This window comes from Aliibacillus thermotolerans, assembly GCF_027853235.1.
In the GTDB taxonomy this organism is placed as follows: Bacteria; Bacillota; Bacilli; order Bacillales; family Marinococcaceae; genus Aliibacillus; species Aliibacillus thermotolerans.
Map to the genome: position 1 here is coordinate 1 of NZ_WKJG01000054.1, position 12172 is coordinate 12172.

The window sequence follows — 12172 nt, forward strand, 5'->3', positions numbered from 1 at the left end:
GCGCTCAAAGGATTGAGAGGCTTTTAAAAAGAGATTAATAGCACTTCAAAGGAGTACCCAGCAAGAGTGAATCCGCTTACAATTATTGGGGTTCACAAAAAGTTGCCCACAAATGGTTGACTCAGACCAATTTAGTTACCCCAATTCTTTTTATTAAAAAATATGTTAATATAATAAGTATTATCAGAAATTTCCACCAGTACGTTTGCGGAGGGTTGATCATGAAGGCTAGGCTTTCTTTACAATCAAAGATTCTTCTATTGGTGATTCTTTTAGTCGTATCGATTACCGTCATGTTAGGCGGGATATTTTCCTACTTTGAATATAAAGATACAAAGGAAGAAATCGGACAAAGAGCATTGGAAACGGCAAACATTGTATCCCGTTTACCGACGATCATTAACGCATTTTATACCGATGAACCTCACATCATCATCCAGCCGAAAGCCGAAGAAATAAGAAGGCAAATTGGCGCAGAATTTGTTGTCGTAGGAAATAAAGATAGTATTCGGTACTCCCATTCAGATCCTAAAAAAATTGGTCAAAAAATGGTAGGCGGAGATAATGATTTAGCTTTGATCGAAGGTAAATCATACATTTCAGAGGCAACGGGTAGTCTTGGCCCCTCTCTAAGAGGAAAAGCTCCGATTTTTGGTATCGATAACGAAATCATCGGGATTGTTTCTGTCGGATTTATGTTAGACGATATTAAAACAATCATCTATAACCGATTGTTAAAAATTAGTTTGGTCTCATTAGGGGTCCTGATGTTCGGGGTCATAGGAGGTATTTTTCTTACTAGAAATATAAGGAAAGATACGATGGGATTTGAGCCTTATGAGATCTCTAATATGTTTAGAGAAAGGGATGCCATCTTATCCTCGATACGTGAAGGGATTATTGCATTCGACGGTGATGGCAAATTGACGTTGATTAACAACTCCGCAAAGAAACTGACAGGTATAGATTCTGAAAAGGATTTAACGGTGGAACAAATATTTCCAGAGATTGATAGTAAAAGTATTTTTATAGATATGAAAAATTACAAAAACAAAGAAATTATCGTGAATAACCGAGTCGTTATCGTAAATACGACAATCATTAAAGAAGCAGATGAAGTTGCAGGATTTGTTGTAAGTTTTCGTGACAAAACCGAACTGAAGGAACTCGTCAATACGTTATCGGAGGTGAGGAAGTATTCGGAAGACTTACGTGCCCAAACCCATGAATATACAAATAAATTATATGTCATATCAGGCTTATTACAGTTAGGAAACTACACAGAAGCAATAGAAATCATTCAAAAAGAATCAGAGATAACAAAAAATCAAAATAAAATCTTATTTGAGCAAATTAAAGACCCTACGATTCAAGCCATTCTCTTAGGAAAACTTGGACTTGCTTCAGAAAATAAAATCACGTTGACCATCGATGAAGATTGTTATTTAGATAAAGTTCCAGAACATATTAAGCCGGAACAGTTAGTGTCGATTATCGGCAACTTAATCGATAATGCAATCGAAGCAGTACAAGGCTTGAAAAATGGAACCGTTATCTTTTCTGCGACAGACTTAGGGAATGATCTCGTCATTGAAGTTTCTAATAACGGTGACTGTATTCCTGAACATATGATGAAAGATATTTTCAAAAGAGGTTTTTCAACGAAAGAAAAAGAAGGCAGGGGTTACGGTCTTGCGATTATAAACGAAACATTACGAGAATTACAAGGCGACATTATCGTAAAAAATCAATCCACAGGTGGCGTTAATTTTTCCGTATTCATCCCAAAAAGAACAGCAATCTCAGTATAAAGGACGGTGACCATTTTGATAAAAGTATTAATCGTTGAAGATGATTATCGTATCGCAGAAATCCATGAAAAATTTCTTGAAGAACTGGATGGCATTACTGTAATCAGTAAAGCTTTGACCGGAAAAGAAGCCTTAGAAATTGCTAAACAACATGATGTGGACCTTGTATTACTCGATTTATATTTACCTGACATTTCTGGAGAAAACCTATTGAAAAAACTGAGGAAATTGAAGAAAAACATTGATTTTGTCATTATTTCAGCAGCTTCTGAAACCCATATCGTAGAACGATTGCTCCGTAGCGGCATATTCGATTACATGATTAAACCTGTCATTAAAGAGAGACTTTTAGAGACGATTGAAAGATACATTGATTTTGTAAGAACATTAAAAAAGAAACATGTCGTTGAACAGAAATTCCTTGACAGCTATTTCGGTTTTGACACTAGCGATGACAAAAATTCTAGAAACATCAAGGATACGCCAAAAGGGATCGATCCATTAACATTAGAAAAAGTAAAAGAAATCATGGAAGATACGACAGAAGGAATTACAGCAGAAAAATTAGGTGAAAAAATCGGTGCCTCTAGAACAACAGCACGAAGGTATTTGGAATTTCTGATTTCAGAAGGAGAAGTTACTGCCGACTTGCAATATGGAACGATTGGCAGACCTGAAAGAATATATTTCAAAGTTCATGTAGGTGAGACTTAATCGGTCTCACCTTTTTTCTCGTGAACAATATGAACAAAATGAAATTAATAAACTAATTGTTTTTTAAATTGGAAACGTTTACATTTTTGATTGGTTGTATTAAATTGAATTGAAAGAATTATCTGATACTTAATAAAAAATAAATAATGGGAGGTCAAACAGATGAAAAAGTATCTATTAGCACTAGTTGTTCTACTTGCACTCATCCTAGCTGCTTGTGGGGATAATGGTGCAGACGACGAAGCAGTAGAAGCAGATGCTGAAGCTACAGAAACAGAAAGTTCAGATGCTACTGAATCAGAGAGTTCAGAAACTGCATCCGATTGGGAACCTGAAGAAGCAATTGAATTTATTGCTCCTGCCGGGGCTGGTGGCGGTTGGGATACAACGGCCAGGATGGCTGCCCAAGTCTTCTCTGAAGAAGGAATTATCGATCAACCGATTGGTGTCGTCAACATGGAAGGTGGCGGTGGAGCAGAAGCATGGGCCCATGTAGCTGGTTTTGAAGGGAATCCATATAAGATATTCGTATCTTCCCCACCAATTATTTTCGTCCCATTAAACGGACAATCAGAATATGGACATGAGGACTTCACACCGCTTGCAAATATCATTGCTGATTACGCTGCCTTTGCAGTAAGAGCAGATGCAAAATGGGATAGTATTACTGAACTGTTTGAGGATATGAAAGAAGATCCAGAAAGTATCACAGTAGTCGGTGCCTCATCTCCAGGAAGTATGGACCATATGCAGTTTGTGCAAATTGCTAAAGCTGCAGGTGTCGATATTACAAAGATCCGTTACGTGTCCGCTCAAGATGGTGGAGGTATGACTCAATTACTTAACGGTAGTGTTGACGTATACTCTACAGGGGTAGCTGAAACCGTTGAACAAGTAAGAGCTGGAAACATTAAAGTTCTTGGTATCACCTCTGAAGAAAGATTAGAAGGCGAAGTTCTAGAGGACTTCCCAACGGTTAAAGAACAAGGAATCGACGAAACGTTTGTAAACTGGAGAGGTTTCTTTGGACCTCCAAACATGCCACCAGAAGCTGTAGCATATTATGAAACTAAGTTCAAAGAGTTAAGTGACTCAGATGCCTTTGCTGAAATTCGTAGTCAATTTGGCTGGGATGAATTCTACATGAACAGCGAAGAGTATAGTAAGTTCTTAGACGAACAAAAAGAAGTTCTCGCTGAGTTAATGGATGAATTAGGTCTGGGCAATTAACTTTGGCAATGAAGTCGATGTTCATTCATCGACTTCATGCTTTACATATTAATGAGCAATCAAGGGAGTGAGTATATGTTAAAAACAGTCAATCAGAGAGTAAGTCTAGTGCTATTACTTATTGCCATCTTTTATTTAATCTTTGCCTATAAGATGCCATCTTTCCCTTATGTAATTGTTGACGCAGACCTAATACCAAAAGTACTAGGCTATTTATTGATTTTCCTTGCTGTCCTTTTGTTCTTTACAAAAAACGATGAGACAGATGAACAAAAGGCAAAACGAAACATACCGAAAAAAGAAATCGGCATGTTGTTTGGAGTAGGTGGATTTATCCTATTGTATATTATGTTCTTAGAAATTTTAGGCTTTGTTTTAGTAACCGCTTTATTTATCTATTTTTGTTCTTGGTTTCTCGGTTACAAGAATCACATAGCGAATGCACTTGTATCTATCCTACTTCCAGTCAGTTTATATTTGATGTTTACAGAACTTCTGAAAATGAATTTACCGAGCGGGATCTTGCCTTTTTAAGGAGAGGAATAAATGGGATCACTAGAAGGGATTATCACAGGTTTTCAGACGGCGTTTAGTTTTGAAGCAATTCTTTTTGTCTTAATAGGGGTTTTTGTAGGAACAATTATTGGAATGTTACCTGGATTAGGTCCGATAAGTGCAATTGCGATTATGATTCCGATGACCTTTGGAATGGAACCGAGTGTTGCGCTAATTATGATGGCAGGGGTGTACTATGGTGCAATTTTTGGAGGTTCGACCTCTTCTATTCTATTAAATGCACCTGGTGTTTCAGGTACGGTTGCAACTGCATTTGATGGTTATCCGATGGCACAGCAAGGGAAAGCTGGGAAAGCACTTGCCATTGTGGCTATCGCTTCTTTCGTCGGAGGAACGGTCAGTGTTGTTTTACTTATGCTATTAGCTCCTGCTCTATCCAGTGTAGCGATATCCTTCGGCCCTCCTGCTTACTTTGCATTAATGGTTTTAGGATTTACGGCGATTGCCAGCTTGTCTGAAGGGTCGACAATTAAAGCATTAATTTCTGCCGTTGCTGGCTTCATGGTTGTAACGATTGGAATTGATGCGCAAACAGGAACACAAAGATTTACATTTGGCAGCATCAACTTACTTGATGGGATTGATTTTTTAGTTATTGCCCTTGGTTTATTTGCGATAGCAGAAGTTTGTACATTAGTTTTGAATCGTAAAGATAATACCATGAAAAATTTTCATAATATAGGAAGCTTACGACTTTCAAAACAGGATTTTAAGGAAATGTCAGGGCCAATGTCCCGGCAATCACTTTTAGGTTTTATTATCGGTGTTTTGCCAGGTGCTGGAGCAACGATCGCGTCATTCATTGCCTATATTACGGAGAAAAGAATTTCAAAAAAGCCTGAGGAATTCGGAAAAGGTTCAGTTAAAGGACTCGCTGCTCCTGAAACGGCAAATAACGCTGCAACAAGTGGTTCTTTCGTTCCGTTACTAAGCTTAGGAATTCCTGGTTCTGGAACAACAGCAGTCATGTTAGGTGCATTTTTAGTTATGGGAGTACAGCCCGGACCGATGTTAATGACGGAGCGCCCGGAAATTTTCTGGGGAGTCATTGCGAGTATGTATATCGGAAACGTATTCCTACTTATCTTAAACTTACCTTTAATTCCTTATTTCGCGAAAGTCTTAAAGATTCCGCGTCCAATGCTTATATCACTTGTTGTTGTCTTTAGTATGATTGGTGTTTATGCCGTAAGTTTCAATACATTTGATTTGTATATGTTGCTCTTATTTGGGGCGATTGGATTTATTATGAGGTTGTTCTCATTTCCGGCTCCCCCGTTTATCCTAGCATTCATTCTCGGTGGGATGCTTGAACAATCATTCAGACAATCATTAACGATCTCAAATGGAGACTTATCGATTTTCATTACAAATCCAATCTCTTGTGCATTATTGATTCTTTCTTTGCTTTCATTTGCATTTCCGTTATACGGACAATTACGGAAGAAAAAGGTTAGTTAAGATTGGTTAAAGCTTTAAGGAACATCTTCGTGAACAGAAACTTGATACTTACCATTTTAGTCGTTTTCATCGTCGCGGCAATTGGTTATGGAATGTCGGTTTCTGTTCATTTTACGAGCGAGCAACAATGGACACTGATCATTTTATTATTTGCAATCTATCTATGGATTGCTACTCCTATCCCAACAGCAGCAAGCAGCCTGCTAATCATTGCTTTATTACTAGTATTTAACATAGCAGATTCAGTGGAAGAAGCCTTCGTTGGTTTCTTAACACCTGCGTTGTATTTTATTTTTATCTTATCTCTTGTTAGCAATGCATTGGTGAAAGTAAATGTCGATCGGATTTTTGCAAAACTGCTCGTTAATTTCAGTAAAGGCAGTCCTTTACAATTAATCATCAGTTTACCGATTATCGTTTTGACGATGCCGATTTTATTACCATCGGCAGTTGCTCGATTTAAAATTATGCTGCCTCTAATTACAAGTATTAATGATTACTATGGCTATGAACGAAAAAGTGTCTTTCATAAATACAGTATCTATTTAATCGGCATGGTGAACCAAAATGCCACGATCGTGATCTTTACAGGTGGAGGATTTCCTATTCTCGCTCATCAATTGGTAAAAGACTATGGGATCGCAAATCCGAGTTGGCTAGAATGGATTTTAATCATCGGTCCTCCCTTGTGGATCGGTTCGATAATCATGGTTCTTATCATTTTCTACTATTTGAAGGCATTATATCCAAACAATGATTTCAAGAAAAAGGCAGCAATCAATACGTGGAATCAAGAGGAAGAAAAACTGTCTCCAAAATTTTGGATTACTTTAATCAGTTTCTTCGCCATGATTATCGTGTGGATTGTCTCTGACGAAGATAAAATTCCACTAATATTGCCACCGATGCTCGCCATTGCTTTATATGCCTTACCGAAAATGGGACTCGTTACGAATAAAATGGTACGAGCTTATGATTGGGAAAGCTTTTTAATGTTAGGCGCTTCCTTTTCTCTCGGAGCGATGCTCATGAAAAACGGGACAGCTGAGGCAATTGCGAATTCATTAATCATGTTTGTACCGACTGACATTGGAATGACATTAAAGTTCATCATTATAGGTATCATCGTTTTTCTCTTACGGTTTTTATTTATCGTACCGTCTGCAGCTCTCGTCGTCATTTTTCCAATTGTCATGTCTTATGCTGACTTGTTGGAAATCCCAGAATTTCCATTAGCTTTTCTAATTATATTAATCGTCGCGAGTATGTTAGTCCTTCCTATTCATACGACGACAACATATCTCGCCTTTCAAACAAATATTTTGACAAAGAGAGAACAGTACACGATTGGTATTACATTTAGTTTAGTCTTTATCGTAATTTCAATATTATCAGCATTATATTATTGGTAAAGGAGAATGTAAGTATGACACAACAAACAGATAAGTTACTCGTTGAAATTGCAGATTACGTCGTGGATGGAAAGATTGAAAGCAAAGAAGCAATGGAAACAGCGAAAAACGTCCTGATTGACACGTTAGGCTGTGGATTTTTAGCTTTACGTTATCCAGAATGTACAAAACTTTTAGGACCGATTGTGCCGGGAACAAAGGTACCAAACGGTAGTCGAGTCCCTGGTACACAATTTGAATTGGATCCTGTACAAGCTGCGTTCAATATCGGAACGATGATCCGCTGGTTGGATTATAACGATACATGGCTTGCCCAAGAATGGGGACATCCTTCTGATAACTTAGGTGGAATCCTCGCAGCAGCTGATTATATTAGCCGAAAAAATATCGCTGAAGGGAAAGACCCGTTGACGATGGAAGATGTTTTAGTCGCAATGGTAAAAGCCCACGAAATTCAAGGTGTCTTGGCATTGGAAAATAGTTTGAACCGAGTAGGTCTCGACCATGTATTGTTTGTGAAAGTCGCGACTACCGCAGTTGTAACAGGCATGCTCGGAGGAACAAAACAAGAAATCATTAATGCGGTTTCCAATGCATGGATCGATAATTCAAGCCTCCGTACATATCGTCAATTCCCGAATACGGGATCAAGAAAATCTTGGGCAGCCGGTGATGCGACAAGTCGAGGGGTAAGACTTGCACTCATGGCGCTAAAAGGAGAAATGGGATATGCGACTGCATTATCTGCGCCAACATACGGTTTCCAAGATGTGTTATTTAATGGAAAAGAATTAACACTCGCTCGTCCACTCGAGTCTTACGTTATGGAAAATATTTTATTCAAAGTATCTTATCCGGCTGAATTCCACGGGCAAACAGCAGCCGAATGTGCCGTCAATCTACATCCAGAAGTAAAGGAAAGATTGGACGAAATCGAAAGGATTGAAATCACAACCCATGAATCAGCTATTCGGATCATTGATAAAACCGGACCACTCCATAATCCGGCTGACCGAGATCACTGTCTACAATATATTACAGCGATCGGATTAATTTATGGCGACATTGTTGCTGATCACTACGAAGATGAAGCAGCAGCAAATCCGCTCATTGACGAACTTCGGGAAAAAATGGTCGTCGTCGAGGATAAACAGTATTCGAAAGATTACCTCGATCCGGAGAAACGTTCCATCGCCAATGCTGTCCAAGTATTCTTTAAAGATGGGACTGCAACTGAAAAAGTAGAGAGACAATATCCACTCGGTCACCGTTTCAGAAGAGAGGAAGCTATTCCGAAGTTGGAAGAAAAGTTCCTTGCAAACTTAGAAACTCGTTTCCCAGAGAAACAAGTGAAAGAGATCTATGAAGTTTCTACTAATCTAGAAACCTTAAAAACACTACCTGTCCATGATTTTATGGAAATGATGGTTATATAGGAGATGATTCTGTGAGTTGGTTTATCGAGAAACAATCGACCCAAGAAGAACTAGCCAATCAATTCATGAAACTCGTTCAAGACGAAAAAATTGTAAAAGTTCCTGGTGCCCACGACGGCATGGCAGCCCTTATTGCCAAGCAAGCTGGTTTTGAGGCGTTATATTTATCAGGTGCAGCCTTCACAGCAAGTAAAGGGCTCCCAGACTTAGGGATTATGAATTCCAATGAACTTGCTGATAGAGCTGAAGAGCTTATCCGTGCGACGAACCTTCCTCTTTTAGTGGACATTGATACCGGATTTGGAGGAGTTTTAAATACGATTCGTACAGCACTAGAGATGTATGAGAAGAGAGTTGCTGCCGTTCAAATCGAAGACCAGAAACTACCGAAAAAATGTGGTCATTTAGACGGGAAACAGATAGTCTCGACTGAAGAAATGGTACAAAAAATTAAAGCAATAAAAGAGGTGGCTCCAACTTTAGTCGTCGTAGCAAGAACCGATGCGGTAAGTGTCGAAGGTGTTGACTCTGCTATTCTCCGGGCACAAGAGTATGTCGAAGCCGGAGCTGATATCATCTTTACAGAAGCTTTAACCTCTGCAGAAGACTTTGTACATTTCAGGGAAAAAGTGGACGCACCGTTACTTGCGAATATGACCGAGTTTGGTAAGACTCCTTATTATACAGCAGAAGAGTTTGAAGAATTTGGATATGAGATCGTGATCTATCCTGTCACTTCTTTACGGGTTGCCGCAAAAGCTTATGAGCGGGTATTTAATGATATTATGCATAAGGGAACACAGAAAGATCGACTTCAAGATATGCAATCCCGAAAAGAACTTTATGACACGATTAAATACTACGATTACGAAGACTTAGATAATCGAATAGCAAAAACATCTGTTCAAGACTATTATGATTGATCTAAGAAGTGACACCCTCACCCAACCAACGGAAAAAATGCGCGCGGCCATGGTTGAAGCTGAAGTCGGTGATGACGGCAGAACAGATGCTGACGGTTTTGGCGAAGACCCGACAGTGAGAAAGCTGGAAGCCATGGCCAGCCAACTTACTGAAAAAGAAGCTGCTTTATTTTGTAATAGTGGAACGATGGCTAATTACGTGAACTTAATGGTTTATTGTAATAGAGGAGATCAAGTCCTATTAAGCCGCAAAAGTCATCTATTCCGCAGTGAGAAGGCTCCGTTTATGGAAGAGCTGTTTGGCTTTGTTCCGGTTTTCTATGAAGAAGACGATTACGGAATCCCTGATGTCCATAGTATAAAGCAGAAGATAGATTCAGAGGATATCAAAGTTATTTGTTTAGAAAACACACACAATTACTACGGGGGTACTTGTATTCCTGTTGATGTCATCCAAAGAATCAGTGTACTTGCAAATACGAAAGGTATTCCGATATTCGTCGACGGTGCAAGAATTTTTAACGCAGCGATATCGCTAAATGTTACCTTGGAAGAATTATGCAAACCCGTTCATTCGCTGACCTTTTGTTTATCAAAAGGACTTGGTGCACCTGTTGGTTCTGTCATATGCGGAGACTTGGAGTTTATAAAAACCGCAAGAGGTGTTCGCAAGCTTCTCGGAGGTAATATGAGGCAATCTGGTATTCTTGCAGTTGCAGGGATTGAGGCATTAAAAGATTATGAAGAGAGATTACGGGAAGATCATCGAAAAACCCGCATACTCGTTGAATCGTTAAAATTAAATCAATTCGTAACCGTGGACAAACGGGCGGTTCAAACGAATATCATCAACATGGATTTTTCGAAGAGTCGTAAAAGAGCAGTGCAAGTTGAGAAGGATTTATTTAAACGGGGGCTAAGGATAAAAGCAGTTGGCGAACACGTTATCCGTTTAACGGTTTATGCTGATATTCATGAGGAACAAATTTTAAAAGCAGCAGAAATATTAAATGGGTATATTGCGGAATGTGGATTTGAGTAAAACATTCTCTGATTGATTTTGGATAACTAAATAGTTGAAACGTACAAAAATTAGTGGGTAAAGTCATCGACAGGTGACTTTATCCATTTTTATTTTACTCTGGATAGGTTACACTTAGTTGGACAGATTCATTAAGGTCATATAAACTTGATTCAACGTATGTCGGAGGAGAATCAATGATGACTAAAAGAAAAAGAAGAACGTTTACAAAAGAATTCAAAGAACAAATTGTCGGGCTTCATGCATCTGGTAAGCCTAGAGGTGAGATAATTAAAGAATACGATCTAACACCATCTGCTTTTGATAAATAGGTTCGCCAACATAAAGCCACTGGTTCATTTGAAGAAAAGGACAATCGAACACCCGAACAAGAGGAGTTACTTAAACTCAGAAAAGAAAACCAAAGGCTTGCGATGGAAAATGATATTTTAAAGCAAGCCGCGCTGATAATGGGACGAAGGTAGATGTGATTCGAAATAACGCTCACAAATACTCTGTATCAGCAATGTGCGACGTCCTGCAAATTCCAAGAAGTACGTATTATTATGAAGCGAAGGAACGTGATAACCAGGAAAAAGAACTCACGAAATTAGTTGTTGAAATATTTAAAAATAGTCGCAATATTTATGGTCAAAGAAAAATAAAAGTAGAGTTGCAAAAACTTGGTTGGCAAGTTTCACGCCGCCGCATTGGTCGAATTATGAAAGAACAAGGGCTTGTATCTAAGTATACAGTGGCTCAGTTTAAACCCACAAAATTAAAAGTAAATGAATCTGAAATTGGAAATGTACTGAATCGAGAATTCAATCAGGATAAGGAATTAAAGGTAGTTGTAAGTGATTTAACGTATGTCCGTGTTGGTCATAAATGGCACTATATCTGTGTTTTAGTAGACTTATATAATCGTGAAATTATTGGCTACAGTTCTGGTCCACAAAAAACTGCTGCTTTAGTTCAACGTGCCTTTGCATCAGTTCCATACAATCTAAATCAGCTTGAGTTATTTCATACTGATCGAGGTAGTGAGTTTAAAAATCAACTTATCGATGATGCGCTTGAAGCATTCGACATTGAGCGATCCCTTAGTGAAAAAGGAAACCCTTATGATAATGCGGTTGCTGAAGCAATGTTTAAAACCATTAAAACAGAATTCGTCAACGATGCTAATTTCCCTTGCCAAGAAGCGCTTGAACTTGCACTTTTTGATTACGTAAATTGGTTCAATAATATCAGAATTCACGGTTCATTAAACTATCGCACACCCGCCGAATATAAACGCGAACAAAAAGCTAAATCATCTGCAATCTGAAGTCTTTTAATAACCTGCATGTATTGTGATGTTCTTGGTTTTTAGAACGTCACAATACATGCAGGGCAGCAAGCGAAGCGCGGTAACTAAAAGATGTAAAAAAATAATAGGAATATGAAATTAAGTGCACAGGTGTTTAGTGCAAAATAAAAGTTAAGAGTATTGCAACCAAAATGTTAGAAGGTTGCACAAAAAGAAAAGGCTTGCCAGCCCTCTCAAAATACCCTACCGTTATTGGTGTCTAATCAATTAATGGTG

At 38.5% G+C, this 12172-nt stretch carries 9 protein-coding genes and 1 pseudogene; all 10 read left to right on the top strand.

Features of this window, described 5'->3' with window-relative positions; translation table 11 throughout:
• Window positions 1–221: 221 nt before the first annotated feature.
• The 10 genes and pseudogenes from GJS40_RS09520 to GJS40_RS09565 all read left to right on the top strand — a co-directional run bounded on the left by GJS40_RS09520 (window position 222) and on the right by GJS40_RS09565 (window position 11914).
• A complete protein-coding gene (locus GJS40_RS09520) occupies window positions 222–1811 on the top strand; it encodes an ATP-binding protein (RefSeq protein ID WP_270897648.1) in 1590 nt (529 codons plus the stop codon).
• A gap of 6 nt (window positions 1812–1817) precedes the next feature.
• Window positions 1818–2525, top strand: a complete 708-nt coding sequence (locus GJS40_RS09525) for a response regulator (RefSeq protein ID WP_270897649.1) — start codon at window positions 1818–1820, stop codon at window positions 2523–2525.
• Between the two features lie 162 nt (window positions 2526–2687).
• Window positions 2688–3755: a tripartite tricarboxylate transporter substrate binding protein gene (locus tag GJS40_RS09530; protein ID WP_270897650.1), complete on the top strand. Its 1068-nt coding sequence runs from the start codon at window positions 2688–2690 to the stop codon at window positions 3753–3755.
• Between the two features lie 75 nt (window positions 3756–3830).
• The gene (locus tag GJS40_RS09535; protein ID WP_270897651.1) at window positions 3831–4289 is read left to right on the top strand and encodes a tripartite tricarboxylate transporter TctB family protein; all 459 of its coding nucleotides are present in this window, start codon (window positions 3831–3833) and stop codon (window positions 4287–4289) included.
• Window positions 4290–4301: 12 nt separating this feature from the next.
• The gene (locus GJS40_RS09540) at window positions 4302–5792 is read left to right on the top strand and encodes a tripartite tricarboxylate transporter permease (protein ID WP_270897652.1); all 1491 of its coding nucleotides are present in this window, start codon (window positions 4302–4304) and stop codon (window positions 5790–5792) included.
• Between the two features lie 29 nt (window positions 5793–5821).
• Complete coding sequence (locus tag GJS40_RS09545; protein WP_270897653.1) at window positions 5822–7204, top strand: SLC13 family permease; 1383 nt, start codon at window positions 5822–5824, stop codon at window positions 7202–7204.
• Window positions 7205–7218: 14 nt separating this feature from the next.
• A complete protein-coding gene (locus tag GJS40_RS09550; protein ID WP_270897654.1) occupies window positions 7219–8640 on the top strand; it encodes a bifunctional 2-methylcitrate dehydratase/aconitate hydratase in 1422 nt (473 codons plus the stop codon).
• Between the two features lie 11 nt (window positions 8641–8651).
• Window positions 8652–9563, top strand: coding sequence for a methylisocitrate lyase (prpB, locus tag GJS40_RS09555; protein WP_270897655.1), 912 nt, complete (start codon window positions 8652–8654; stop codon window positions 9561–9563).
• Complete coding sequence (locus tag GJS40_RS09560) at window positions 9556–10605, top strand: threonine aldolase family protein (RefSeq protein WP_270897656.1); 1050 nt, start codon at window positions 9556–9558, stop codon at window positions 10603–10605. Before prpB ends, GJS40_RS09560 begins: the two co-directional genes overlap by 8 nt.
• Window positions 10606–10784: 179 nt before the next feature.
• Window positions 10785–11914, top strand: a pseudogene (locus tag GJS40_RS09565) (IS3 family transposase).
• Window positions 11915–12172 lie beyond the last annotated feature (258 nt).

Coding starts and splice junctions, on each gene's coding strand:
- GJS40_RS09550 (WP_270897654.1), top strand. CDS start 7,219: ATGACACAACAAACAGATAAGTTACTCGTTGAAATTGCAGATTACGTC.
- GJS40_RS09535 (WP_270897651.1), top strand. CDS start 3,831: ATGTTAAAAACAGTCAATCAGAGAGTAAGTCTAGTGCTATTACTTATT.
- GJS40_RS09530 (WP_270897650.1), top strand. CDS start 2,688: ATGAAAAAGTATCTATTAGCACTAGTTGTTCTACTTGCACTCATCCTA.
- GJS40_RS09540 (WP_270897652.1), top strand. CDS start 4,302: ATGGGATCACTAGAAGGGATTATCACAGGTTTTCAGACGGCGTTTAGT.
- GJS40_RS09520 (WP_270897648.1), top strand. CDS start 222: ATGAAGGCTAGGCTTTCTTTACAATCAAAGATTCTTCTATTGGTGATT.
- GJS40_RS09560 (WP_270897656.1), top strand. CDS start 9,556: ATGATTGATCTAAGAAGTGACACCCTCACCCAACCAACGGAAAAAATG.